Origin of the sequence: Mitsuokella jalaludinii (genome assembly GCF_928722185.1) — a bacterium.
Taxonomy (GTDB): domain Bacteria; phylum Bacillota; class Negativicutes; order Selenomonadales; family Selenomonadaceae; genus Mitsuokella; species Mitsuokella jalaludinii.
Genome location: NZ_CAKMXA010000001.1, coordinates 452856 through 479242, shown reverse-complemented (window position 1 = coordinate 479242; position 26387 = coordinate 452856). Strand labels below are relative to the sequence as shown.

General features: G+C 58.0%; 24 protein-coding genes. 1 reads left to right on the top strand and 23 read right to left on the bottom strand.

All coding sequences use genetic code 11. The features are described from left to right. Window positions 1-16 precede the first annotated feature (16 nt). Genes hflX through QDI87_RS02190 form a run of 3 tightly spaced genes read right to left on the bottom strand, consistent with a single transcriptional unit; the run spans window position 17 to window position 3630 of the window. A complete protein-coding gene (gene hflX / locus QDI87_RS02200; protein ID WP_036374726.1) occupies window positions 17-1873 on the bottom strand; it encodes a GTPase HflX in 1857 nt (618 codons plus the stop codon). A gap of 15 nt (window positions 1874-1888) precedes the next feature. Then, window positions 1889-2890, bottom strand: a complete 1002-nt coding sequence (locus QDI87_RS02195; RefSeq protein WP_036374724.1) for a nucleoid-associated protein — start codon at window positions 2888-2890, stop codon at window positions 1889-1891. Then, on the bottom strand, window positions 2887-3630 hold the full coding sequence (locus tag QDI87_RS02190) for a hypothetical protein (protein ID WP_036374722.1): 744 nt from the start codon (window positions 3628-3630) through the stop codon (window positions 2887-2889). The genes QDI87_RS02195 and QDI87_RS02190 overlap by 4 nt, the downstream gene beginning before the upstream one ends. Window positions 3631-3863: 233 nt before the next feature. Between QDI87_RS02190 and QDI87_RS02185 the strand changes: the two genes are divergently transcribed. Further along, window positions 3864-4436 carry a nitroreductase family protein gene (locus QDI87_RS02185; RefSeq protein ID WP_036374720.1) on the top strand — a complete coding sequence of 191 codons (573 nt, stop codon included), beginning with the start codon at window positions 3864-3866 and terminating at the stop codon, window positions 4434-4436. 311 nt (window positions 4437-4747) lie between these two features. Here QDI87_RS02185 and ligA read toward each other — a convergent pair whose 3' ends face one another. The 20 genes from ligA to QDI87_RS02085 form a co-directional block, all read right to left on the bottom strand. After that, window positions 4748-6781: an NAD-dependent DNA ligase LigA gene (gene ligA, locus QDI87_RS02180; RefSeq protein ID WP_415949893.1), complete on the bottom strand. Its 2034-nt coding sequence runs from the start codon at window positions 6779-6781 to the stop codon at window positions 4748-4750. Between the two features lie 36 nt (window positions 6782-6817). Next, entirely contained in the window at window positions 6818-9127 is a 2310-nt protein-coding gene (gene pcrA / locus QDI87_RS02175; RefSeq protein ID WP_036374710.1) for a DNA helicase PcrA, read from the bottom strand. Window positions 9128-9250: 123 nt separating this feature from the next. Continuing rightward, window positions 9251-10900 (bottom strand): putative manganese-dependent inorganic diphosphatase, encoded by a 1650-nt coding sequence (locus QDI87_RS02170; protein WP_278742114.1) that lies wholly within the window; start codon window positions 10898-10900, stop codon window positions 9251-9253. Between the two features lie 202 nt (window positions 10901-11102). Then, on the bottom strand, window positions 11103-12482 hold the full coding sequence (locus QDI87_RS02165) for a nucleobase:cation symporter-2 family protein (RefSeq protein WP_278742113.1): 1380 nt from the start codon (window positions 12480-12482) through the stop codon (window positions 11103-11105). Window positions 12483-12495: 13 nt separating this feature from the next. Beyond that, complete coding sequence (locus tag QDI87_RS02160) at window positions 12496-13074, bottom strand: xanthine phosphoribosyltransferase (RefSeq protein ID WP_036374685.1); 579 nt, start codon at window positions 13072-13074, stop codon at window positions 12496-12498. Between the two features lie 67 nt (window positions 13075-13141). After that, window positions 13142-13897, bottom strand: coding sequence for a 7-carboxy-7-deazaguanine synthase QueE (locus QDI87_RS02155; RefSeq protein WP_255240752.1), 756 nt, complete (start codon window positions 13895-13897; stop codon window positions 13142-13144). 2 nt (window positions 13898-13899) lie between these two features. Next, a complete protein-coding gene (gene queD, locus QDI87_RS02150; RefSeq protein ID WP_055162792.1) occupies window positions 13900-14277 on the bottom strand; it encodes a 6-carboxytetrahydropterin synthase QueD in 378 nt (125 codons plus the stop codon). Between the two features lie 52 nt (window positions 14278-14329). Beyond that, entirely contained in the window at window positions 14330-15577 is a 1248-nt protein-coding gene (locus QDI87_RS02145) for a glycosyltransferase family 2 protein (protein ID WP_051652173.1), read from the bottom strand. Between the two features lie 33 nt (window positions 15578-15610). Next, complete coding sequence (gene pssA / locus QDI87_RS02140; protein ID WP_255240753.1) at window positions 15611-16321, bottom strand: CDP-diacylglycerol--serine O-phosphatidyltransferase; 711 nt, start codon at window positions 16319-16321, stop codon at window positions 15611-15613. Continuing rightward, window positions 16321-16959 carry a phosphatidylserine decarboxylase family protein gene (locus QDI87_RS02135; RefSeq protein WP_255240754.1) on the bottom strand — a complete coding sequence of 213 codons (639 nt, stop codon included), beginning with the start codon at window positions 16957-16959 and terminating at the stop codon, window positions 16321-16323. The genes pssA and QDI87_RS02135 overlap by 1 nt, the downstream gene beginning before the upstream one ends. Before the next feature lie 182 nt (window positions 16960-17141). Next, complete coding sequence (locus tag QDI87_RS02130; protein WP_055162817.1) at window positions 17142-17819, bottom strand: WecB/TagA/CpsF family glycosyltransferase; 678 nt, start codon at window positions 17817-17819, stop codon at window positions 17142-17144. A gap of 277 nt (window positions 17820-18096) precedes the next feature. Beyond that, the gene (locus QDI87_RS02125; RefSeq protein WP_255240755.1) at window positions 18097-18543 is read right to left on the bottom strand and encodes a flavodoxin family protein; all 447 of its coding nucleotides are present in this window, start codon (window positions 18541-18543) and stop codon (window positions 18097-18099) included. A gap of 87 nt (window positions 18544-18630) precedes the next feature. Continuing rightward, complete coding sequence (locus tag QDI87_RS02120) at window positions 18631-19428, bottom strand: carboxylesterase family protein (RefSeq protein ID WP_055162680.1); 798 nt, start codon at window positions 19426-19428, stop codon at window positions 18631-18633. After that, the gene (locus QDI87_RS02115; protein WP_255240756.1) at window positions 19425-19706 is read right to left on the bottom strand and encodes a hypothetical protein; all 282 of its coding nucleotides are present in this window, start codon (window positions 19704-19706) and stop codon (window positions 19425-19427) included. Before QDI87_RS02115 ends, QDI87_RS02120 begins: the two co-directional genes overlap by 4 nt. A gap of 41 nt (window positions 19707-19747) precedes the next feature. Next, on the bottom strand, window positions 19748-20581 hold the full coding sequence (locus QDI87_RS02110; protein WP_278742110.1) for an SDR family NAD(P)-dependent oxidoreductase: 834 nt from the start codon (window positions 20579-20581) through the stop codon (window positions 19748-19750). Then, on the bottom strand, window positions 20574-21758 hold the full coding sequence (locus QDI87_RS02105) for an alpha/beta hydrolase (protein ID WP_255240758.1): 1185 nt from the start codon (window positions 21756-21758) through the stop codon (window positions 20574-20576). Before QDI87_RS02105 ends, QDI87_RS02110 begins: the two co-directional genes overlap by 8 nt. Before the next feature lie 97 nt (window positions 21759-21855). After that, window positions 21856-22773 (bottom strand): AEC family transporter, encoded by a 918-nt coding sequence (locus QDI87_RS02100; protein ID WP_055162688.1) that lies wholly within the window; start codon window positions 22771-22773, stop codon window positions 21856-21858. A 235-nt stretch (window positions 22774-23008) separates the two neighbouring features. Further along, window positions 23009-24004, bottom strand: coding sequence for a cupin domain-containing protein (locus QDI87_RS02095; RefSeq protein ID WP_255240759.1), 996 nt, complete (start codon window positions 24002-24004; stop codon window positions 23009-23011). 17 nt (window positions 24005-24021) lie between these two features. Further along, the gene (locus QDI87_RS02090; RefSeq protein ID WP_255240760.1) at window positions 24022-25197 is read right to left on the bottom strand and encodes an alpha/beta hydrolase; all 1176 of its coding nucleotides are present in this window, start codon (window positions 25195-25197) and stop codon (window positions 24022-24024) included. A 36-nt stretch (window positions 25198-25233) separates the two neighbouring features. Continuing rightward, window positions 25234-26304, bottom strand: a complete 1071-nt coding sequence (locus QDI87_RS02085) for an alpha/beta hydrolase (RefSeq protein ID WP_255240761.1) — start codon at window positions 26302-26304, stop codon at window positions 25234-25236. Between the last annotated feature and the right edge of the window lie 83 nt (window positions 26305-26387).

The window sequence follows — 26387 nt, the reverse complement described above, 5'->3', positions numbered from 1 at the left end:
TCACAGTCTATTACAGTTATTCATTGTCGGGGTGGACTTCATAGGGCTCGAAGCGCGCCCGCTTCGAGGCGGGCAGGCTGACCTTGACGAGTGTGCCCGCTTCCGTGTAGTCTGTCTCGCGGACGGCGTGGAGATCGTGCAGCTCCGTCAGCAGCCGTCCTTTGGCAAAGGGAATCAGGAGTTCCATCCGGACTTGCTGCTCAGAGAAGAATCGTTCGATGAGCCGCTGGAGCTCGTCGAGGTTGGCGCCCGTCTGAGCGGAGACGCAGATGCCCTCGCGGCCGTGCAGCATCATGGCCTCCTGCGCTGGCGTCAGTCCCTCCCCTGCCCGCTCGTCCGTCTCGGTGCCGGACGCTTTGAGGCGGTCGGCCTTGTTGAAGACGTAGAGCGTCGGCTTTGAGACGGCATCGAGCTCCTTGAGAACCTCGACGACTGACTCGATCTGCTGCTCGTAGTTCTCGTTGCTGCAGTCGACGACGTGCAGCAGGAGGTCGGCTTCCTGCACCTCCTCGAGTGTCGCGCGGAAGGCCTTGACGAGCGTGTGCGGCAGCTTCTGGATGAAGCCGACGGTGTCGGTCAGGAGGATTTCCTGCTTCTCGGGCAGGATGAGGTGGCGCGTCGTCGGGTCGAGTGTCGCGAAGAGCTTGTCCTCGGCAAAGACTTCCGAGCCCGTGAGTCGGTTCAAGAGTGTCGACTTGCCCGCGTTAGTGTAGCCGACGAGGGCGACGAGCGGGATGCGCGAGAGCTTGCGGCGGCGACGGTGCAGGTGGCGGTTCTTCTGCACGGCATCGATCTGGGACTCGAGGTCGTGGATGCGCGCGTAGATGCGGCGTCGGTCGACTTCGAGCTTCGTCTCGCCGGGGCCGCGCGTGCCGATGCCGCCTCCGAGGCGCGAGAGCACGAGGCCCTGGCCGCCGAGGCGCGGCAGGTTGTACTGGAGCTGTGCGAGCTCGACCTGCAGCTTGCCCTCTTTCGTGCGGGCGCGCTGCGCGAAGATGTCGAGGATCAGCGCCGTGCGGTCGATGACCTTGATGCCGAGCATCTGCTCGAGGTTGTGCTGTTGTGACGGAGTGAGCTCGTCGTCGAGGATCAGGAGTGTCGCGTCGCGGTTCTGGACTTCCATGGCGATCTCGGCGACCTTGCCGCGCCCGAGGAAGAAGGCGGCGTCGGGCTTCTCGCGGCGCTGGATGAAGGTGCCGACGATGGTGGCGCCCGCCGTGTCGGCGAGGCGCGCGAGCTCGGCCATCGACTCGTCGACGGGCCAGAGCGTCCTGCCGCAGTCGAGTCCGGCGAGCAGGGCGCGCTCTTCCTCATCTTCGGTCGACTTCGTGCTGCGCGCGCTGAGCTTCTTGTTGATCGTCGTGATGAGATACGTCAGGTTGATTGTGTGCAGGGCGCGCTCCGGCAGCGGGCCGACGCTGCTGAGCTGCTCCGTGCCGTCCTCAGCGCAGTCGCCGGTGAAGAAGCCGAGCGAGCCGACAATCTCCCCCGCCTTGTCTGCGCGAAAGCCGATGGCTGCCATGCAGTCGAAGCGCAGGCGGCGCAGCGACGAGAAGTCGGGCTCACTGAGGCGCGTGTCGCCGCTCGGATGCGTGTGGATACAGCGGATGCCCGTGAGCTTGCCCTCGGCGCGGCGCGACTTGAACTCCGGCAAGTCGACCGTGTCGGTGTCGCCGACCGACACCTGCAGGACCTTGCCCCGGCGGTTCAGGTAGACGGCGACCTCGCGGCCGAGCAGCTCCGTGACCTCGAGCATCTCTGCATTGAGTTCGTGCGTCGAGAGCTGGCCAATCGGCACAGTCAGCTCGTAGAGCGCCTCGAGACGCTTGACGATATACTGTTTGATGTTCTGGATCTCTCCATTGATCTGCATAGGACACCTCATGGGTCAACCGCGGTTGACGATATTCGATATGTGCTTGAGCGTGATAGAAAGCGTGCCGTCCTCATTGTTGTTGAACTCGACGAACTCTGTATTGTCGAAGTAGTCCGTCGGGATGGTCAGCTCGATGCCCGTGTCGGTCTTGAGCTTGTGGCGGCTGACCTTCTTGAGCGTCGCCTCCGGGTCCATCTGGACGGGCTCTGTGATGCCCGCATCGCGGATGGCCGTGTCGAGCTCCTGCTGCATGGCGGGATTGTCCTGGAAGATCTCCTTGCCCGCCTCCTGCAGGTCGAGCTCCGCGCCCTTCTGCATCGTCTCGGCCACGTAGCTCTTGACGGCGGCTTCGGCCATGACCTTGTCCTGGCCGAACGACTCGGCGACCTGGGCGGCCGCCTTGCTGAGGTTCTTCATCGCTTCCTTCGGCGAGGGCGTCAGACTGCACTCGAGCAGGACTTCCGGCAGCACGAAGACGGCGTCGCCGTCGAGCGTGTACTTCTTGGCTGCCGTCTTGATGGCCTTCGTCCGGCCGTTGATGAAGGCGAACTCGTCGATCTTCTGCGAGAGGTTCGGCATGATGGAATAGTGGTTGATGATCTCGTTCTGGATGCCGTCCTCCGTCTGGTTGACCTGGTGCGTGAAGCCGATGTGGCTGTTGCTGCGCAGGATGACGAGGTACGGCACCTCGTCGATGCTCGCCTGTGCGACGATGACATCGGATGCGGGCATCTCCTCGGCGTGTGTCAGGGCGTCGTCGAGTGTCTTGGCAATCGCCTTGCTTAGGGCGACGAAGTCGAGCGTTCCCGACTCGTAATCCTGCAGCTCTTTGAGGAAGGCGCTGTCCTCGCAGAAAGTGCCTGGCTTGGCGTCCTGGCTGCCCCAGGCGCGCTCGACGTGCTTCAAGAGCCACGTCTCGACGCTGTCCTTGACAGGAAGCTCCGCATCCGAATAGACCGTCACACCAGAATGGAAGTCGAGGATGTGAAGGATGGCCTTCTCGATGATGATCATGATTGTTCCTCCCCTGTGCACGGTCCTTCAGCGGATGCCTTTGCCTTTTTCGCAGCATCTTCTGCCTCGGCGCGGCGTCGGACTTCCTGCAGGCGCGGCACGAGGTAGGTCTGCAGGCGCTCCTCGAGCTCCGGCAGGGTATTCGAGTCGAAGTCGTAGTTGACGTCCGGGATATTCCAGATGCGGGCCTCGCTGAAGAACTCATCGCGGTAGATGTTGAAGTAGACCGTCACGCTACTCTCGAGCGCGAAGTCGACGTAGTCGATGATGATGTACGAGCCGTTGTTGATCTTGACGGGATAGGCGGGCCGGATGAAGAGCGAGAAGCCCTCGAGCGTCTCTGGCAGTTCATTGCCCGTCTTCCACGTGAGGATCTCCTTGGCGCGCACGATGCTCGAGATGCTGGCCGGGTCAAACGTCTCGAGTTCCGCGAGCAGGGACTCGAGCTGCGCTTTGAGCAATGCTTCAAAGACGGCAAAGTCCGCCGTGATGAACTCGATGCGGCAGAGCTCGATGAGCCCGATCTTGATGCGCAGCTTGTACTCGTGCGTCTCCTCGTGGAAATACGCCGTCGCGCTCTTGTGCAGCGATTCGCTCTCATACGTGAAGATGTCGTAGCAGTCGCCGAGCGGCTCCTCGATGCGGCGCAGCGCGAAGCCATGCCAGCTGTCCGGCAGCTTCTCCAGGTATTCCCAGCCGTCGAGCTCCTGTCGCACCTTCTCGATTGTCTCTTCTTTCATCTGCACACCCCTCTCGTTTCCCAAGATACTGTTTCGGCCTTATCAGCAATACTTTATTATAACAGTCCTCTGCGCTCGTTTCAACTGCGGCAAGGCTTTCGCGCCATGTTGTAAGTTTTATATTGACAAGTGAGAATGATTATACTATACTAATCATAAATCAAGGATATCGTCTGTATGAATGCTACGATATCACAGCACAAGAAGAATCAAGAGAAAAGAGGAGAAACACCATGGGTATCCAGGAATCGCTGGCCAAGCGCCGCACGTACTACAACATCAACAAGGAACTGCCGGTCGCAGAGGAAGAAGTCGTCGCGCTCGTCGAGAACACGACGGAGCTCGTGCCGGATGCGTTCAACATGAAGAGTGCCCGCGTGATTGTCGTGACGAAAGCAAAGCAGGATGAACTCTGGGACGCCATCTACGAGGCTTTCGGCGGCAAGGTCGCCCGCGAGAAGATTGATAGCTTCAAGGCGGGCTACGGCACGCTGCTCTACTTCTACGACGAGGACGTCGTCAAGGGCCTCCAGGAGCAGTTCCCGCTCTATGCGGCAAACTTCCCGATCTGGGCACAGCAGGCCAACGGCATGCTGCAGATCAGTATCTGGACGGCACTGCGCGAGCTCAACATCGGCGCCAACCTCCAGCACTACAACCCCGTCATCGACGAGACGGTCAAGAAGATGTTCTCGGTGCCGGATTCCTGGAAGCTCATCGCCCAGATGCCGTTCGGTGGCATCGCCGCTGAGCCGCAGGCAAAGGACAAGGAAGACATCAAGGCCCGCGTCAAGGTCTTTGGCTGAGTCCTGTATCTTCATGATCTTCATAGGAACAAGCAATAAAAAGCTCCGCAGCATGCGTATCGCTGCGGAGCTTTTTGTTGAGAGAACGGCGCCAGTCGGCTCATGTTTCCGTGCCAGCCGACTGCTTCCCACTGCCGCTCTCATAGATAGGTCCGTTCGCCCTTAGGACCCACCTCTTATCTAGGCCCAACAAGAAAGGAGACTGTAAGGATTGCGGTAATCCTTACAGTCTTTACTATAACAGAGATTGCTCAGAAAATCAAGAGCAATATGGATAGAATCGAAAGAATACAGTTGTAAACAATCGCGAATCAAATGTCCGACTGCCCGACGAGTGCCATAAGGCCTGCTTCATCGAGGATGGCGATGCCGAGGGCGGTCGCCTTCTGCAGTTTGCTGCCGGCCGCCTCGCCGGCGACGAGATAGTCTGTCTTCTTGGAGACAGAGCCTGCGATGCGCCCGCCGTGGCTCTCGATGAGCGCGGCAGCATCTTTGCGACTCAGGCTCGGCAGCGTGCCCGTGATGACGAAGGTCTTGCCGGCGAGCTTCTCGTCGACGAGGCCCGTGTTCTCGAGCGTGAAATTGACGCCCGAGGCGCGGAAGGATTCGAGAATCTTCTGGCTGGCTGGATCGCGGAAATACTGCACGATGGCCCTCGCGCTGATCTCGCCCATGTCGCGGACCGCGAGGATCTCCTCTTCGGAGGCCTTGGCCAGCGCATCGATGGAGCCAAAGTGCAGCATGAGCTCGCGGGCGGCCGTGCGGCCGATGCCCGGGATGCCGAGTCCCGTCAGCAGGCGCTGCGGCTCATTCTTTTTGCTCGCCTCGATGGCCGTGAGGACCTTGTCGGTGTTCTTCTCCTTGCCGATGATGCCCTTCTCGATGAGTTCTTCGCGCCTGTCTGCCAGGTGATAGAGGTCGGCAATCGTCGTGATGCAGCCTTCTTCGATCAAGCTGTGGATGGCCGCCTCGCCGAGGCCTTTGATGTCCATGGCCGTGCGGCCGACGAAATTGAGGATGTGGCTCTCGAGCTGGGCCGGGCAGCTCGGATTCTGGCACTTGATGTCAGAGGTGTCCGGCTCGCGCACGGCGGGCGCGCCGCAGACGGGGCAAGTCGTGCCGATGACAAAGGGCTCTGCGCCAGCTGGACGCTTCTCCTTGACGACTTCCTTGACCTTCGGGATGATTTCGCCCGACTTGTAGACGCGCACCGTGTCACCGATGCGCACATCGAGGTTGTCGATGAAGTCCTGGTTGTGCAGCGTCGCGCGCTCGACTGTCGTGCCGCAGAGCCGGATCGGGTCGAAGACGGCCGTCGGCGTGATGCGCCCCGTGCGGCCGACGGAGAGCTCGATCTTGCGGATGACCGTCTCCTTCTCCTCCGGCGGGTACTTGTAGGCAATCGCCCAGCGCGGTACCTTGGCCGTCGCACCGAGCTTCTCGCGGTCGGCGAGGTTGTTGAGCTTGACGACGGCACCGTCGATGTCGTAGGGCAGATTGCCGCGGTTCTCGCCGATGGCCGTGATGGCCTGCCATACTTCTTCAGCCGTGCGGCAGACCTTGTAGCCGTGGATGACCTTGATGCCCTGCTTCTTCATGAACGCATACGCCTCGGTGTGCGTCGTGAACTGACGGCCGCGGGCCGTCTGCAGGTTGAAGATGAAGAGTGAGAGATGGCGCTCTTTCGTGATGCGGCTGTCGAGCTGACGCAGCGTTCCCGCGGCACAGTTGCGCGGATTGGCAAAGGGCTTCAGCCCCAGGAGCTCCTGGCGTGCGTTGACCGCCGCAAAGGCCGCCTTCTCCATGTAGACTTCGCCGCGGATCTCGAAGTACGGCAATTTATCCTTGAGCTTCTTCTTGACATCGCGGATGACCTTGGCGTTCTCTGTGACGTCCTCGCCCTGCACGATGCCGTCGCCGCGTGTGATGGCGCGCACGAGCACGCCGTCCTCGTAGCGCAGCGCCATCGAGAGGCCGTCGATCTTCTCCTCGACGACGAATTCCGGATTGTCGAGTTCCTGCTGCAGGCTCTCGACAAAGGCGAAGATCTCTTCTTTGCTGAAGACATCCTGCAGTGAGAGCATCGGCACATCGTGACGGACGAGCACGCCGGCCGTGCGGCGCGCCTGGCCGCCGACGACCTGCGTCGGCGAGTTCTTGGTGATGAGCTCCGGGTATTTCGCCTCGATGGCCTTGAGGCGCAGCATGAGCTGGTCGTACTCGTAATCCGAGATCTCGGGATTGTCCTCATTGTAATAGCGGTTATTGTGGTAGCGGATGACCTTGCGGAGCTCGGTGAGCTCCTTCTTGACCGCCTGGATGGACTCCGGTATATCTGCCATCATGATCACTCCTTCCCCCTGGTTTCCTGTCGTTCTGTCTCATGCCTTGGTGATTGGGGCGTACTTCTGCATGAGGCCTTTGACGCCCTGGCCCGGGAAGGCAATCTTGAGCTCGACTTCTTCGCCGCTGCCCTTGACGGAGACGACGGTACCGACGCCCCACTTGCCGTGGCGCGCCTTATCGCCGACCTTCCACTTGATGCTCGTGTCGGGGCGGATGACGCCGGCGGCTGCGGGGCGCGCACTGCTCTGGCGCTCGCGCAGGGCCTCCATCGCCTCGAGGGCCGACTGCGGCTTGCCCGCGAAGTGCGTGCCCGTCCCCATCTGGCTGGCGCTCGGTCGGAAGCTCATGAAGCCCGAGCGCTGCTGCGCGCCGTAGTGGTTGGCGTTGGCGAAGCCATAGGCATTGGCGCGCGGCACGAGGCGCTCGACGTACTCGTCCGGGATCTCCTTGAGGAAGCGCGAGGGCGGGAAGGCCTGCGTCTTGCCGTAGATCGTGCGCTGGCGCGCGTTCGTCAGGTAGAGCTTGCGCTGCGCGCGCGTGATGCCGACATAGCAGGTGCGGCGCTCTTCCTCGATCTCATCGGGGTTCATGAGCGTGCGCGAATGCGGGAAGAGGCCCTCCTCCATGCCGATCATGAAGACAATGGGGAACTCGAGGCCCTTGGCCGAGTGCAGCGTCATGAGCGTCACGCGGTCGTCCTCGATGTCGGCGTTGTCGATGTCGGAGACGAGCGAGAGCTGTGAGAGGAAGGTCTCGAGGTTCGGGTTCTCCTCCGACTTCTCGAAGTCGCGCGCGACGCCGATGAATTCCTTGAGATTCTCGATGCGCGACTCGTTCTCCGTCTTCTTGTCGGCTTTGAGCTCCGCGAGGTAGCCCGAGTCCTTGAGCACCTTGTCGATGAGATCGTCGAGCTTCATGTTCATGTGGGTGTTCATGAAGTTGAAGATGAAGGTCGTGAAGAGCTCCAAGGGCTTCTTGACGCGCGCCGTGATGCCCGGGATGGCGTCGAGCACCTCCGGATTCGAGATGACGTCAAAGAGCGAGAGCTCCTGCTCTTCGGCAAAGGCCGTGAGCTTCGCCATCGTCGTCGCGCCGAGGCCGCGCTTCGGCACGTTGATGATGCGCATGAGGCTCACGGTATCGAGCGGGTTGTAGATGACGCGCAGGTATGCGAGGATGTCCTTGATCTCCTTGCGGTCGTAGAACTTGAGGCCGCCGACCATCGTGTACGGGATCCCCGAGCGCATGAATGTCTCCTCGATGATGCGCGACTGGGCGTTCGTGCGGTAGAGGATGGCGATGTCGCCGTACGAGGCGTTGAAGATCGTGCGCTGCTTCGTGATGGTCGTCGTGATGAACTGCGCCTCGTCGCGCTCGTCCATCGCCTGATACGAGGTCAGCTTCTCGCCCGTCGCGTTCTCCGTCCAGAGTTCCTTGGGCTTGCGGTTGATATTGTGCTCGATGACGGCATTGGCCGCCGCGAGGATGTTCTTCGTCGAGCGGTAGTTCTGCTCGAGCTTGATGACTGTCGCCTCCGGGTAGTCTTTCTCGAAGTCCATGATGTTGCGGATGTCGGCGCCGCGCCAGCCGTAGATGGACTGGTCGGCATCGCCAACGACGCAGAGGTTGTGGTGGCGCGCAGCGAGGATCTTCGTGAGCTGGTACTGGGCGCCGTTCGTGTCCTGGTACTCATCGACGAGGATGTAGCGGAAGCGTCCTTGATACTTGGCGCGGATGTCTTCATTCTCCTCGAGCAGCACGACGGAGATCATCAGCAAATCGTCGAAGTCGAGCGCGTTGTTGTTGCGCAGCTTCGCTGCATAGAGGCGGTAGATCTCGGCAATCTTCTTCTGGTGGAAGTTGTCGGCGTCGCGCTCCATGGCCTTCGGCCCCATGAGCTGGTTCTTGGCGTTCGAGATCGCATTCTGGACGCTCGCGGGCGTGAACTGCTTGTCGTCGAGATTCATCTCCTTGAGGCATTCCTTGATGACGGTCTGGCTGTCGGACGAATCGTAGATGACGAAATTGCGCTTGTAGATGTCCGTCGCCTCAATCTCGCGGCGCAGGAAGCGCGCGCAGAACGAGTGGAATGTGCTGAGCCAGACATCCTTGGCGGCATCGCCGATCATGCGGTCGACGCGCTCGCGCATCTCTGTCGCCGCCTTATTGGTGAAGGTGATGGCCAGGATGCTGTACGGTGCGACACCCTGCGCCAAGAGGTTTGCGATGCGGCAGGTCAGCACTTTCGTCTTGCCCGAGCCGGCACCTGCCATGATGAGCAGCGGTCCTTCCGTATGCGCGACAGCCTTCTTCTGTGCGGGGTTCAAGCCACTGAAAATATCCAATAGTATCCTCCAATCTGTATCATCGGTTCTTCTGTTCTATCGATAGGAAAGCCTTCCCCCCGGTGCGGACGCACCGGGGAGAAGGCTCTGTTTGTTTCAAGCATGATGCGCGCTGCGCGGCAGTCAGTTCTTGCCGATGCGCTTGACGGCCTCGGAGAGAGGCGGGATGACCTGTTTCTTGCGGCTCATGACGCCCGGCAGGTAGATGTGCGTGCCGCTAGCGTCCTTCTTGAAGGCCTCGCCGATGAGCGTCTTTGGCGAACCCGTGAAGAGCAGGTACGTCGCTTCCTGCAGGATGTCCGTGACCATGACGAGGCTGAGGTCGAAGCCCTCCTTGTCGCAGATGTTCTGCATCGCTTCGATGAGCTGCGGCTCGAGATCCATGACTTCCTTCGGGTCCATGACCGAGATCTGGCTGACGATGACGCGGTAGTCGCCGATCTGGAACTCCTTGAGGTCGTTCTTGGCGATCTCAGCCGGCGTCATGTCGCCGATGCCGGAACCAGCCTTGAGCATCGCCATGCCGTATTCCTGGATATCGACGCCGGCGATCTCAGCGAGGCGCTCTGCCGTCTTCTTGTCGTACGGCGTGCAGGTCGGGCTCTTGAAGAGGACCGTATCCGAGAGGATGGCCGAGAGCAGGAGGCCTGCGATGGATGCCGGGATGTCGACATCATTCTGCCAGTGCATGTTCGCGACGATCGTGGCCGTGCAGCCGACCGGCTCAGCATGCGTGAAGATCGGCTCGCTCGTCTGGATGCCGCCGAGGCGATGGTGGTCGATGATCTCGAGGATCTTGGCTTCCTCGATGCCCTCGACGGCCTGGCCGCGCTCATTGTGGTCGACGAGGATGACGCGGTCGCGCTCCGGCAGCATGAGGTTGTCGCGGCTGACGAGGCCGACAAGGCGGCCGTTCTCGAGGACCGGGTAGTTGCGGTAGTTCGTCTCCTCCATCGTGCCCTTGATGTCCGAGAGCAGGTCGAGCGGCTTGAAGCAGACCGGGTCCGGATGCATGATGCGGCGGATCGGCACGCACTGGTTGATCAGGCGGGCTACCGTATACGTGTCATACGGCGTCGAGAGGACGAAGATGTGCTTTGCCTCAGCGGCTTCGATGACATCAGCCGAGACGCGGCCATTGCCCGTGATGATGAGGCAGGAGATGCCCTGATCGACGATGTCGATGAGCGTCTCATCGTGGCGGTCGCCTACGAGCACGATGTCGTTCTTCTCGACCGTGTCCTGGATCATCTTGATCGAGCCGGCAGCGATGCGGATCTTGCCGTGGATGAAGTCGCTCTCATTGCCCGAGATGAGCACCTTGCTGTCCGTTGCCGCGATGATGTCGCGATAGCGCACGCGCATTTCCGAGAGATCCTGCATGCTGAGTTCCTGGAAATAGCGCTTCGCGAGGTCCGATACCGTGACGATGCCGACGAGAATGCCCTTGCTGTCCGTGACCGGCACCGATTTGAGGTCATGGCCGCGCATGACTTCGCCGAGATGGCGCAGCGTGTCGTGCTGGCGGACGACGATCTTGCAGTCGAGTGTGACATCCTTGACGCGCGGATAGAGATCCGACAGCAGCAGCGGCTGCTCGACGTGGAAGTAGTCGAGTGCATATTTCGTCTCCGCATTGACCTTGCCGGCACGCGCCGGGACTGCGTTGAAGCCAAGTGCCTGCTTCAGGTGCGCATAGCCGATGGCCGAGCAGATGGAATCCGTATCCGGATTGCGATGACCAATGACATAAATCGGTTTCGTGCTCTTCATGTTAAAAAATCCTCCTCTATTTCACAGCGGGGGCATAGCCCCGGTTGATACGATGCAATCTAGTATTCATTATACGCAAAAATCACTTTGACGTCCAGTAGTCTGCCCCGCTCTTTTTACAAACAAAGAAGCCCTGCCCGTCCATGGAATATGGACGGACAGGGCTTTGCCATATCTTGAGCGGCACCTGTGCTCTATGCAATCAACGAGATCTGGACGCGCGTTCGGCCGTTCTCTTGGGCAGTCTGTCGCTGTCGGGATCTGGCGCATCGCGCAGCAGCAGATTCAAGAGGATGGCCGTGATGCTGCCAATCGTGATGCCGCTGTTGCAGAGGATCTGGACCCAGGTCGGGAACTTGCTGTAGAAGCTCGGCACGCCGATTGGGATCAGAGCGACGGCAACGCTGATGGCGACGACCATGATGTTGCCCTTCTTGTGCAGCTCTGCCTTTGAGAGGGCCTGGAAGCCGCTGGCGGCGACCATGCCGAACATCGCGAGGCCGGCGCCTCCTAAGACCATCGTCGGCACACTGGCGACGACGGCGGCCATCTTCGGAAAGAGGCCGAGGATCATGAGCATGACGCCGCAGACGGCGACGATGTAGCGGCTGCGCACGCCCGTCATGCCGATGAGACCGATGTTCTGGGCAAAGGCGGTGTACGGGAAGGTGTTGAAGATGCCGCCGAGTGCCGTGGAGAAGCCGTCGGCACGCAGCGCCTTCGTCAGCATGCTCTCGGTCATCGGCTTGTCGACAATCTCGGTGACCGCGACGATATCACCTGTCGTCTCGGCCATCGTCACGAGCATGACGAGCGTCATCGCGAGGCACGAGACCGGTTCAAAGACGGGATAGCCGAAGGCGAACGGCGTCGTGATGCCGAGCGCTGCCGCCTCCCCTACGGCGTGGAAATCGGCCATGCCGAACGCATCGGCAATCAGCGTGCCGATGACAAGGCCGAGAAGCACGCTGATCTGGCGCAAAAAGCCGCGGCAGACACGGTAGATGACGAGAATGATGGCGAGCACGACGGCGGCCATAAGGATGTGGGTCGGCTCACAGTAGTCGGGCGCAGACGGGTTTGTACCGGCAATCCAGTTGACGGCGACCGGCATCAGCGAGAGGCCGATGACCGTGATGACCGAACCCGTGACGACTGGCGGGAAGAAGCGCAGCATCTTGCTGAAGAAGTTGCTGATGACGAAACAGGCGACGCCGGCGAAGATGGCCGCGCCGTAGACGACCTGCAGGCCGGCCGCGCCGCCGCCGTGCGTGTTGGCGATGATGATCATCGGCGTGACGGCGGTGAAGGTGCAGCCTTGGACGATCGGCAGCTTGGAGCCGATATAGTCACGAATGCTCAGCGACTGGACGAGCGTCGCGATGCCGCAGGTGAAGAGGTCGGCATTGATGAGGTAGATGAGCTCTTCCGTACTGAGATGAACCGCCCCCGCGAGGACGAGCGGCACGGCCACAGCACCCGCGTACATGGCGAGGACGTGCTGGAAGGCGTAGACGAGCGTCCTGCCCCACGGCAGCTTCTGGTCGACGGGATGGACAGCGGCGGTAGCAGTTGTAGTCACGATGGCCGCCCCCTCAGTCCTCTGCCGTGAAGCGAATCGTGCCGCCTTCGAGCGAGGCGATGCTCGCGAGCGCTTCGAGGTGGTATCCCTTGTCAAGCAGGCGCTGGTGGCCGGGCTGGAAGGCTTTCTCGATGGCGATGCCGATGCCGGCGACCTTCGAGCCGGCTTCCTCGACGAGCTTCGCGAGGCCGAGTGCCGCCTCGCCGTTGGCGAGGAAGTCATCGATGATCAGGACATTCTCGCCGGCTGGCAGGAACTTCTGCAGCACGAGGATGTCGGAGTACTCCTTCTTGGTGTACGAGAAGACGCGATGCGTGTAGATGGGCTCGTTAATGAGAGCCGACTTCTTCTTGCGCGCGAAGACGAGCGGCACGTGGAGCGTAAGCGCCGTCATGACGCCGATGGCGATGCCCGAGGCCTCGACAGTCAGGACGCGGTCGATACCCGCATCCTTGAAGAGGCGCGCGAACTCCTCGCCCATCGCCTGCGAGAGTTCCGGGTCAATCTGGTGATTGAGGAACGAGTCGACCTTGAGCACATTGCCCGGCAGCACGATGCCGTCCTTCTTGATTCTCTCTTCCAACAGTTTCATGTCTGATTCTCCCTTAGCAAACAAAACAGAAAAATGCGGCTATCTCAATCCTCAGCCCACAAGATGGTCAGAGCTGCCCGATCATCTTGTGGGTCTGCGGGATGACGCGGACATCCCTGAGGTGCTTGAGCGCATACGACTGACAGGCGAGGATCTTCTCGGGGCTCGCCGCTGCGCATCCGCCGTACGGCGTGACGGGCTGGATGATGAAGAGCGCGTCAGGAGCCTCCTTTTCGAGCAGGGCGACGCTCTTCTTGAACTCCTTGTCGGTCGTCTCAGCCGAGACGACGAGCTTGACGTAGAGGTCCTTCGTGCGCGCGAGCTCGAGGAAGCGCGCATGCGCCTCCCACTGTGGCTTTGTCACGATGCTCGGCAGCTTGATGTCCATGCTGATGATGTCGGTGATGTCGAGGATGGAGGCGAGCTCGCGGTAGAGCGTGCCGTTCGTCTCGAGGAAGACCTTCGGCCGCTGGCCGAGCGCGTGCAGCGCTTCTACGACCGCGCGGATGAAGGCGGCGTGCAGCAGCGGCTCGCCGCCGGTGAAGCTCACGGCCTCGTGCGGGACTTCCTGCAGGAGATTGGCGATGACAGCGGCCGTCTCAGAGGCGGTCATCGGATTCTTGATGGTCTCGAAGGTACGCGAACCAGCAGCCGTCTCGACCTGGCAGGCCGGATGGGAGCCAGGCTTGTTCTCGGTGTCACAGTAGCTACAGTCGAGATTGCAGCCCTCGAGGCGCACGAAGACCTGGCGGCAGCCGACGTACTTCCCCTCTCCCTGTATGGAAGAGAAGATCTCGATGAGATTCTCGTGTCTTGCGTTCATCGTCAGTCCCTCGTGTACGTGACCGAAGAGGCCGGCGTCTCGTAGACCGTGATGGCGGCGAGATGGCTGTCGCGCACGAAGACCGGGCTCGTGGCAAGCTCATCAAAGATGATGCGCGCAAGGTTCTCTGCCGTCGGGTTGATGCCCGAAGCGAACGGTTCGAGCTCGTTCAAGAAGCGGTGGTCGAACCGTTCGAGCGCTTCCTTGAGCGCGCCCTTGATGGCCTTGAAGTCGACGAGCATACCGAGCTCGTCGAGCTCCGTTCCCTTGACGAGCGCCTCGACCTTCCAGTTGTGGCCGTGCAGGCGGTCGCACTTGCCCGGGTAGTTGACGACGCGGTGTGCCGCTTCAAAGGCACCTTCGACTTTGAGTGTGTACATGATTGACTCCTCCTAAAAACAAACCTCCCTGCATAGAGAGGGAGGTGATTCTTTACTTCTTGAGTGACTTCTCAATCGACTTCGTGTTCTTGACGTTGCCGACGATGTCGTTCATGCTCATGGCGCGCGTGTGCTGCGTGTGGCTCCACTCGTGCTCGTTGCGGTGGATGAAGCCGAGGAAGATGATCGGGATCCACGAGTAGATGAAGACCGGATACAGCAGCATGTAGAGCCAGGACTTCCACTTCGCGCGGATCTTGATCAGGATGATCATCGGCAGGATGTACTGGCCGAGCATGATGGCCGTCATGAGCTGGGACGGCATGAAGTTGTAGATATTCGTGTAGAACGGCGGGAAGGCGAGCTGGATGTAGCTGATGACGATGAAGATCGTCGAGATCATCAGGAAGTGCGGCTGCATGAGATAGATGCACTCATCCCACATGCGGATGTCCTTGTGCTTCCAGCCGGCCTTGAGCATCTTCGGGATGAAGCGGTTGCCGACGTCGAACTGGCCCTGTGCCCAGCGGCGGCGCTGGTTCCACGACTGCTTGAACGTCAGCGGCTTCTCGTCGTAGATGATGGCGTCGTGTGCCCAGCTCGTCTTGATGCCCTCGGCCATGCACTTCATCGTGAACTCCATGTCCTCTGTCAGGCAGGTCGCCTGCCAGCCGTGCTTCTTGAGAATCTCCGAAGCAAAGCACATGCCCGTGCCGCCGAGGCAGGCCGAGAGGCCGATGTTCGACTTCGCGAGGTGCGAGATGTAGCAGATGACCCAGAACGCGATGGCAAACGTGCCCGAGACCCACGTGTCGTACGGATTCTTCGCGTCCATGTAGCCCTGGATGACCTTGTCGCCCTTGCAGAGGCGGTTGTTCATCTCCATGAGGAACTGCGGGTGTACGAGGTTGTCGGCATCGAAGACGCAGACGGCATCGTACTGCTTGTCCATCTTGAACAGGCGGTCGAACATCCACTGGAGCGCATAGCCCTTGCTCTTCTTCGTCGGATGCGTGCGCACGTGGACGAGCGCACCTGCCTCCTCGGCAATCTCTGCCGTGTTGTCTGTGCAGTTGTCGGCGATGACGTAGATGTCATACATGTCCTTCGGATAGTTGAGCTGCTTGAGGTTCTCGACGAGCTGGCCGATGACGGCGTGCTCGTTGTGTGCCGCGACGACGAGTGCAAACGTCTTGCGCGGCGTCTTGATCTTGACCTCTTTCTTGCGCCACATGCCGCAGAAGCCGATGACGAAGAAATAGAGCGTGAAGAGGAAGATCAGGATCTGCATTGGCACCATGATGATGTCAAAAGGATGTGTGAACAAAAACAATCAGCCTTTCTTTGCAAAACTTGCCAGCAGAGAATTGACGATGCCCAGGACTGCATACGTCGAGAAGACGGCGACAGCGAGGGCCGCCAGGATAGACGCATGACCGAGCCAGAGGATGGCGAGGAACAGGACGAGTGCGACAATCTTCGAGATGAGGTAGATGGGCTCTGCCCCATCGCCCTTGAAGTTCGGATAGTGGACGTGGCTGACCATGAGCCAGCCGACGAAGGCCATGACGATGGGATACGCGATGCCAAAAGCCATCGGATCGACGCCGAGCTCGACGAAGAGCAGCGTCGTCATCGCGACGATGTTTCCGCCTGCCGGGATGGCGAGGCCCATGAAGTAGCCGTGCACGACCGAGGCGTTGACGTTGAAGCGCGCGAGGCGCCACATGCCGCAGATCGCGAAGAAGATCGCGACGACGACACCGAGGAAGCCGTGGTTATGCAGCACAAAGGCCCAGGCGAGGAAGGCCGGCGCGATGCCGAAGGAGCCGAGGTCGCAGAGCGAGTCCATCTCCTTGCCCATCTCGCTGGCCACGCCGAAGAAGCGGGCTGTGCGGCCGTCAAGGCCATCCGCGACGAGCGCGAGCAGAATAAAGATCGAACCCCAGACGAGGTTCCCACTGTACGTGGAAAGGATCGAACACATGCCGAAGACGAGGTTCGATGAGGTACACATATTCGGTATTAACCTGCGATAGTCCATCAGTCTTTCATCCTCCCGATAATGGTTTTGCCACCCGTGACCTTCTGGCCCTTCTTGACCGTCACAGCGACGTCCTGCGGCATGACGACCTCGAGGCACGAGCCGAACTTGATCATGCCGTAGAGCTCGCCCTGCTCGAGCTTGTCGTCGAGCGTGACGTAAGAGACGATGCGGCGGGCCAGGATGCCTGCGATCTGCTTGACCGTGATGCGCAGGCGGGCGTTCTCGATGCCGAGCAGGTGGTGTTCGTTCTCGAAGCCGACCGTGTCCTTGTAGGCGGGACGGAAGCGGCCGCAGTAGTACTTCTGCAGCTTGATCTCACCCTCGATCGGGCTGCGGTTGACGTGCACGTTGAAGACCGACATGAAGATAACAATCTTGTTGCACGGCTCCTTGATGAAGCCGTCCTCATCCGTCTCGAGCGGCACGATGTCCGTGACTGTCCCGTCAGCCGGCGAGAGCACGACAGACGAGTCCTGCTCGATGTGGCGCTTCGGGTTGCGGAAGAAGTAGCAGAAATAGAGCATGAGGACGAATGGCACGACGGCGGCCAGCGGATGCAGCGACCAGCCGAAGAGCAGTGTCAGCACGAAGCATCCCCCGATGAACGGGTATCCCTCTGAAATAATCGGAGTCAAACCTCCACCTCCTGATCGATTTGATATGTCTCCATGCAGATAGCCCTCTGCATAAGGAGCAGGCCAGTTTCGCCACTGGCCTGCCTGCTAATTTACAATTATAGCGGATTGCCCTGCCTTTGTCCATACGAGATGGCCATTCCGGCGCTCCCGCCTGTGACTTTTCTGAAAGGCGGCAGTCATTACTTCTTGGCGTGATGCACCTTGAGCACGAACTTCGGCAGCGCCATGAGGCGGCCGGCGCGCTTCGGCTGCAGCATGCCGCGGAAGAGCCACTCGAGCTTGGCCTTCTGCATCCAGCGCGGCGCGCGCTTCATGACGCCGGCCATGACGTCGAGCGTGCCGCCGACGCCGATAGAGACGGGCACGCCGAGTTCGTCCTTGTGGGCGTAGAGCCACTTCTCCTGTTTCGGTACGCCGAGCGCCGCGAGCAAGAGGTCCGGCTTCGCCTTGCGGATCTCCTCGATGATGCCCGGCTCGTCCTTCTCCGAGAAGAAGCCGTTGCGCGTGCCGACAATCTCGATGCCCGGGTAGAGCGACTCGGCCTTCTTCTTGGCGAGTTCCGCTACGCCCGGTGCCGAGCCGAAGAAGAAGATGCGGCGCTTCTTCTCCGGAGCGCGGCGCATGAGCTCCTGTGCGAGGTCGTAGCCAGCGACGCGTTCCGGCATCTCGTGTCCGAGGTGATGCGCAGCCCAGACCGTGCCCGCACCGTCCGGCACGACGAGTGCGGCATTGTTGAGGATCTTCATGAGCTCATGGTCGTGCGTCGCGCGCATGATCATCTCGGCATTGGCCGTGGCGACGAGCACGCCGCACATCTCATCCATATACGTCTCCACTTGGGCGACGGCTTCCTCCATCGTGACAGGATCCACCTTGACGCCCAGAATATCTATCTTCTTCGGCAAATCATTACCCCCTTAGGCTTTCAAGCTTTTAGATTGGAATCTCTGCAAGCCCTATGATATAAAGTTAATTTTATCATAGGGCTCGTGTATTTTACAAGTGCGAGTTGCATAAGCAAAAAATAAGCAGCTGCCAGAGCATTGAGCTTCGGCAGCTGCTTCCCTAGCGGTTTGAAAGAAGAAAACGCGCTTCCTGCAGGGGATCAAAACAGGATTGGGGATTTCATGATATTTATATTTTAGCAGAAAGACGTACTGCTTCCTTCCGGTTTGTGGCCATGCCTTCATAGCTCAGGCCATAAAGACTGGCAAAGCGGCGCATCGTATAATCGCCGGCTTCAAGCATCCATTTTTCCGGTGCTGCTCCCTGAAACAGGAAGAACAGCTTGCCCTTCAGGCTGCCGGATTCTACCGGACCGTAAAAACGGTCGAGCAGCGTGCGGACGCTGCCGCAGATATTGTGCCAGTAAAGCGGCGAGCCGATAACGAGAACATCTGCGCCTTTGATTTTGGCAAGAACTTCATCGAGCTGGTCGCCCGGCAGTTTCTGACCATAGACATTGATGCGGTAATCGACAAGATTCAGCGTCTCATATTCTTTGCCCTCTAACAGCGCGGCAGCAAGCTGCGCCGTATTGCCCTTCTTATTGGGGCTGCCATTGACAAACAGAATTTTCATATTGATTTCCTTTCCATATATTTACATTATATTTACATTGCGTATCCAATGATCTTCTTGATTGATATCTAGCATATTAGCATCCGTTTATTTCTTTCTGGCTGCTGTGACTAGTTCCAAAAGTTTATCATCGTGATGATGCACCAGTCGGGGCTGCTGGTCAAAAATCATCACGGCGCCGCTCTCTTCCGTAAATGGCTCCCACTTTGGCAATCCTTTGGCCGATGGTGTGCCCGTCCTGGCAAAGTTGAACCAAGCCTGACTCATCTCTGTTTCAAGCTTTTTGGCATCTTTGCGGGCACCGTATTTTTCCGTCAGCTTCTTGTCAATCTCGGTGTCACTCCATGTATTTTTATTGTCGTACTGCGACCGGGCAGCGTTCATAATTTCAGGGAAGGATTCCCATTCCGTACGGTTGTTGCCAATGAGGAGCGGTATATCGCGACTGCCCGTCATCCTGACTGGCTGCTCCGGCAGGAAACTGCCATCGACAACCGGCTCCCACATTAAACCATACTCCGTACTCAAGGGACGCACAATCTTAAATTCTTCGCCGGCCTGCTGCAGGGCTTTATCGTAAGCGGCGACAAGGTCAGCATAGGGAACGGTCTGGAGTTTTTCAACCGTAGAAGCATCAAGGCCGAGATTCTTAAGCGTCAGTTCCGCGACACGGCGGCTGACCTCTGATGTCATGAAGGTCTCACCCATCGTTTCCGTGGCACCGCTCTCAACGATGCCTTTTTCGAATAATCCTTTGGCCCTTGGTGTATCCATCAGCGTCAGGACCTTAGCACCGCCGCCTGACTCACCGAAAATCGTGACATTTTGCGGATTACCACCAAATGCCCGGATATTTTTTTGAATCCATGTCAAAGCATCGATCAAATCGTAAATGCCGGCATTGGCCGAGTCTGCATATTTTTCATCATAAGCACGTAGCCCTGTACGTGGCCGCCGTCAACATCGACTTCGGCGATATGCGGCTCTGCGGCAAATTCTTTTTCTTCATTTGCTAAAGCTGGCGCTTTTTGGGCAGACTGTGTCTGCACGGCTGCGGCATTCACATTTGCCTGTGGTGCCGCCTGGGAAAAGGCCGGAACCGCGCCGAATAATACGGCGGATAATACGAGCGAGGTCAGAAGTTTTTGATTTAGATTGTCCAAGAGAGAGTCTCTCTTCTATTATTATGAGGCGCAGAAAAGATTTATTCGGCAAAATTCGTCTTTGCTGAGGCTTCTTCGTAGCTTTCAATTGAAGCAATCTGTTCTTTCAGATCATCTTTTACCTGCTCGCAGCAGTCTTTGCCAATCAGGATGCGACCCGGAAGTTTTTTGCCTGTTTCGAGGAAGTCAAACAGGAATTTTGCTGCGAGATGCGGGTCGCCAGCCTGATTGTGCGTGTTATCCTGTAGGAATTTCTGCACCTGATGGGAGGCCGTGCCGTCGTAAGCCGCAACTTTTGCCTTCGGGTAGACCATCGAGGAAGAATCGCGGAAGTCCGTGCGGAATGCTCCGGGGCAGACAGCTGCGGCCTCAATGCCAAAGGATGCCAGTTCCTGATGCAGGACCTGCATGAGTCCGACCACGGCGAATTTTGCTGAACAGTAAGCACTGCTGCCGGCGTAGCCCATGAGGCCGCCCTGCGAGGCAATCGAGAGGATTGTGCCTTTCTGCTGCTTACGGAAAATCGGCAGGACGGCGCGCGTGACATTCACCACGCCGTAATAATCCGTCTCCATCAAGCGGCGGAGTTCCTCGTCGCTCGTTTCTTCAAACGCTCCGCTCATGCCGAACCCCGCGTTGTTCAAGAGGACATCGAGGTGTCCGAAATACGCTGTGCCCTTTTCTACGGCTGCTTCCACTTCCTCTTTGTTCGTGACATCCATTTTAACTGTATAAACGTCCGGACGGCGGAAAAATTCGTCATCCGTCGGGCGGCGAATCCCGGCAATCACAAAGTCACCGCGGGAAACCGCCTCTTCGGCAAAGGCACGTCCAAAGCCTCTGCCCGCACCTGTAATCAGCCAAACCTTATTCATGATCCGTCAGTCCTTTCTCTTTGAGCCATTCTTCCATCAAAGCCGCGATGTCGAGGTTGTTCTTATCAGCCATGAGGAAATGCGTGTTGCCCTTGATGCCAATATCCGGCAGATGGACAAGCGTAGCATCGCCGCCGTGGCGGTTGATTGCTGCGACAAATTTCTTGGCCATGTCGTATTCACTGCGCCATTTGTCCGGACCGACTTCCTCTACAGGATGATCCGGGATATAGTCACCGTAGAACAGAATCATCGGGACTTTCGTGAGTTTTTCAAAGTCGGCAAACGGTACGGCTTTAGCCGTGGCGCTGACCGGAGCGTAGACAGGTGTCTCAGCCTGCGGTACTTCGCCTTCTGGGAAAAGGAACGGCGTGCCGCCCGGTTCAAATGCGACAATGGCTTTGACTTTGTCCGTACGGAACGGCGTACGCCAGCCGACTGTGCCGCCCATCGAATGCGTGACGAGAATCGCTGGGCCCGTCTTTTCAAACAGGGCTGCGAGAGCGTCCGCGCTCACATCATCATCGAGCTGGCCCGTGTACGGAGTCCAGGTGCGTTGGAACTGATTGATGGCCTCTTTGGTATTGGGGAAGGCAGAGCCCTTAAATACCGTCGGCTGGCCGTTTTCATACGTGCCAACGCGGCAGAGCATGAACATCGTATGGTCGGCATACATCGGATTGGCTGCATACGGGTTCTTGCCATTATCGGCTTCAAGGGCAAGTCCGGCCTCGCCGATGCGCGGCTGGTCGATGAGGTATGTCGAGAAGCCTTCGCGCAGGAAAATATTCTGGAACCCCTCGCGGCCGTCCGGCGTCGATTCCCACGTGCGTTTCGTCTGTGCGCCGCCATGTTCAAAAATCAGCGGATATTTTTTCGGATGCATTGGTTTCTGATAGAAGGCATAGGCATGGTCGCCATAAGCCGTCTGGCCCGTCGGCTCCAAAAACGTCTTGCTCGAGAACGTGCCGCCCTTTTCCTTCGTGTTGCCGCCCACGGCAAAGCTCCCCTGCTCTGCTACGACGAGCGGCGTATTCTCCTCGGCCTTCAGCTGCGTGGCGATTTTTGCCGATGCAGCCGTGTCAGGCGTTGCGGCGTAAGTCTGCGGCGCGAGAGCCAGAAGACTGAGCGGCAGGGCCAAAGCCGCGAGCAATTTTTTCAGATTCTTTCTTTTCATGATGACAATCCTTTCTCTCTGACAATAACCTATAATATACAAAGGATGATGGAAATATCATTGGACAAAACTGTGACAAGACCGGGCAGATGAATCATCAACCAAGACCGCCGAGCCAGAAGGCAATCGGCATGGTCACGACGGATACCAGCGTCGTCATGGCGATACCGGCAAGTGCTGTCGGATAAGCTTCTTTATTATAAATAGAAGCTAAAAGCGCGAGGACATTGCCGGATGGCGTCGCCAGGGCTGCCATGCATACCGAGAGGACGTAGACATTCTTGATAAACAGGCTGACAATGAACGTAATGGCGACAGGCAGGACAATCATCTTAATGAGCGTAAAGAGGATGGTCCGCACATCGAGGAACATTTCTTTCCATTTGACATCAAGCAGGAACGAACCGACCAGCATCATTGCCAGCGGCGCCGTCATGCTGCCGACCATGTTGATGGACGTCGTGATGACGTACGGCAGGCGAATATCGGCAAAATAAACAACGATGGCCAGTACGCAGGCAATCATGCCGGCATTTAAAAGGTCTCTGGCGCGGAACGGTTCGCTGTTTTTGCCGCGGATGACTTTCATCGCGTAGGAGTAAAACAGCAGATTAAACGGAATCAGGAAAACGGTCATATAAATGAGAGCATCGGGACCATAGATTCCCTGGATCATTGGCACGCCCATGAAGCCGATATTCGTGAAGACGACCATGAGGTTGACGATGCCGCGCTGTTCTTTCTTGTACCCCATGAGACGCGGCAGCAGGGAAGCTGCCACAATTGTCAGTACCAAAAGCAGAATTACCGCGAAAATCGCCTCGAGAAAATCCGATGTGCCGATATGCGGGCCGGTGCCAGTGACACCCGATAAGATGATAGCGGGATAAGCAATATTTACGACTATAGCGGATATCTTGGCTTCAGCCTCCTTATTGAGCATGCCCTTCTTGCGGGCGTACATACCGACGAGCATCAGTATGAGGAAAATCAACGTCTGATTTAAAACTAACATGTATTTCGCATCCTTTCTTTTTCTCTTGACATGTTTTATTCTAACGGTTTGAAGCCAATATGTACAATGCCAATAGCGATGAATGCTATGCATCAAGCGCATAAAGAGAAAAAGAAGATATTCTCTGAGAGATTCCCTGTCAAACATAAAACAAAAGAAAAACCCTTGCTGACTGTAAAAAGTCAGCAAGGGCCTTCTTTTCTATATTATAGAGATTGAGAGAAATACACTTCTGTCAGCGTCTGTCCTTGTAAAGAGCAGCTTCATTCTGTGCGTTCTGTGTGGTCTTAACAGGATTTTCGACCTGTTCGACCTGTTTGGATAAATCCTCAAGAGCCGCATATTCCTTCACGGGGAAATCATACCAGGTGACCTCATGATTGTCTTCGGGGCTGATGGCGATATGAGCAAATTTGCTGCCCGGCGCCGCGCCGTGCCAGTGGACAACGCCCGGCGGGCAGTAGACGACATCGCCGGGATGCAGGATCTGCGGCTTCTCCCCTTTGATCTGATGATAGCCGATGCCGTCCGTCGCAATGAGGACCTGTCCCGTCTTATGGCTGTGCCAGCGGTTATACGTGCCTTTGGGGAAGACGACGTACGTCCAGTTTGGGGTTTTTGCTTCGTTCGGCTGTCCGACTACCGTACTCAGATAGACCGGATGATTGAAATTTGAGGAAGAAAAAACCTGCTTTGGATAAGCAAATAAGAATTCGCTGCCTTTTTCCGGCTCGCTTCTGCGGTCCTTGGCGTCAACAAAAGTCAGATGCTGATATTCGGTATCCGTCACGGGGCCCATATGAGCGGCAAGGTCCTTCGGTGCCTGCCAGTCCTTGTCGTAAATTACGATCTGCTGGAAGCGGGAATTTTTCGTTGCACCGTGCCAGTGACTCGTGCCGGCGGGAATCTGTACGACATCGCCCTGGCGAATCAAGACAGCCGGCTTGCCCCATTCCTGATAGACACCGGTGCCGGCAAGACCGATGATGGTCATGGCTCCGTGAACATGCCAGCCGCTGTGGCTGCCCGGCTCGAAGGTAATGACGTTCGTCTGCGGCAGTTTATAGACATCATCGGCCATGATGATATCATTGCGATGTACCGTGCCGACAAAATGGTCCGAGATGTCACGTCCCAGGGGGAACGGGACGCTCATCTGCGGCGCGTCCTTTGCATAAGCAACAGTAGCAAAGGACAATACCGTCAACAGACAGAGGATGAGCTTTAACATCTTATCATCCTCTCCTGTCAAAGATTCTTGTTAAAGAACGAAACGAGCTTTGCGGAAATCTCCTTGACGTATTTCGGTACCCAGTACGTCTGGATATGCGTAGCACCATTGACGAGATAAAGTTCTTTATTGGTCGTACCCGTTGCCTTGGCAAAAGCGTCTTTCGTCATGTAGAGCGTGTCCGCGTCGCTGCCAGCAATCATCAGGAGAGGCTGGTTGATGAGGTCCATATTGGCCGCTGCGTCAAACGTGAAAAGATCGAGGTTGCTGCGCAGCGTATACATGAACGTGGAATTCGGATGACGGTGCATCTTGCCGTAATAGACATAGCCCTCGCTGTAAAGCGTCGGCATCTTCTTGAGCGTCTCCTCGGGGATGTCCTGCGACTCCATGCCGACGGAGCGGGCAATATCGCCGCCCGCGGCTTCCTGCGCGCGTTCTGCAGAAGAATCCGCAAGGCGCTGGAGCGTCGTGTCCTTCGCGCTCGAGAGGAAGCCATCACGGCGCACGATACCGGAGTTGAACATGGAAAGCGTCGCGACAGCCTTCGCGCGTTTATCCGTCTGCGTGGCCTTCAGCATATAGCCGCCACCGCCGCAGATGCCGAGGGCACCCATGTGGTCCGCGTCAACGCCCGGGAAGGATGGCAGGATATCGAGCATACCGTGAATATCCTCGACGCGGAATGCCGGATTGTCGAGATTGCGCGGCTGGCCGCCTGAAGCCCCCTGGAACGAAGCATCGGCTGCCATAGTGATGTAGCCGGCTTCCGCGAGTTTCTGTGCGTAAAGACCTGCTACCTGCTCCTTGACGCCGCCGTTTGGATGGGCCACGACGATGGCCTTGTATTTTTTGCCGTCTTTTGCGTCATAGCCGGCCGGCGTGTAGATGTTTGCGGCAATCTGATTGCCGTTGAGGTTGTACGTTACCGGATGAATGTTGACTTTGCCCGGCTCATTCTTCGTGATAGCATCGCTGTAAACAAGACCATACGGATTCTTGTTCGGACTCTTGACTTCGCCCGGAGCGAGTTCACGCAGGTCCTTAGCACCATAGTACTGAACTTCATGATTCGTCTGCGGTACCGTAAAAGGTGCGGCGGCCGCCTGTACGGAATTTCCGGCAAAGCCGCCGATACCCATCAGGCCGACGGCCAGAGCCGCTGCGAGCATTTTCCGTGATAATTTCTTCATCTTACATCTTCCTTTCGTGCAATTTTCCTATTATAATTAACGGTCGAGTTTCTTCTCGTGCATCCAGCGGACCATTTCATCGGCGACATCTTGATTATTGAGGTCGGCCATGAGGAAATGCGTATTGCCCTTGATGCCGATATCCGGCAGGACGATGACCTGCACATCGCCGCCGTGCTCTTTCATGACTTCGGCCCATTTGTTCGCGAGGTTCAGGCGCACACGCCAGTTGTCGAGACCCCAATGAGAGTCCGGCGTGCTGCCAGTCTTGATGTTGTCGCCAAAATAGACGACCATCGGAATTTTTAAGAGTTTCTGGAAGTCCTCATCGCTGACTTCCATCCCGCGTGCAGGGAACGGGCTCGTCGTTTTCTCTACGGCCGGCACTTCGCCCTTCGGGAACGGGAAGGTGCCGGGCTCGAGGGCAATAAGGCCTTTGACATTATCGCTGTGTGCTGCCGTGAGCCAGCCCGGACCGCCGCCAGCGGAATGGGTGACGAGCACGCCCCTGCCCGCCCTTTCCATGACGGCAGTCATGGCATCCGCCACGACATCCTGGTCAAAAGCACCGGTATCCGGCGTCATCTGGTAGAAAAACTGCTCCTGCGACTCTTTATCGCGCGGCACGGCAGCATTGTCATAAACATCTGGCCACTGCCCAATGCGGAAATTGTCATACCAGAGCTGATCCTGCGGCTGCGCCTTGAGATTTGCCGGTACCGTAGAATTGCCCGCACGGCCACGACGCGGCTCATCGACCACATAGGTCGAATAGCCCTTCTCGAGGAAAATATTCTGAAAGCCATCACGGCCGTCCGGCGTCGTCTCCCAGGTCTTGCCCGACTGGCCGTAGCCATGTAGGAAGACCATGGCGTTTTTCTTCGCCTTGGCCGGTTTCTGCCAGAAGACATAGGCGGCATCGCCGTGCAATGTCTCACCGTCAAAATTCGTCGGCTCATCGTCCTTGTAGGTGCCCGGCGCCGTGACGACCTTGCCGCCCGCGTAGAAGCTGCCCTGGTCCTCAAGCGTCACGGGGTGGCTCATTGCGAATGCTGAGGCACTCATGAAGCCGAAGGAGAATGCTGTGACCAGCAGTTGTTTCCACATCGTAGTTGCTCCTTTCTTTTCTTTGCCTATACGTCATGGGATGTCCGAAGAGCGCGCAGGGGTCGGCGCATCTTCTTTGGCGG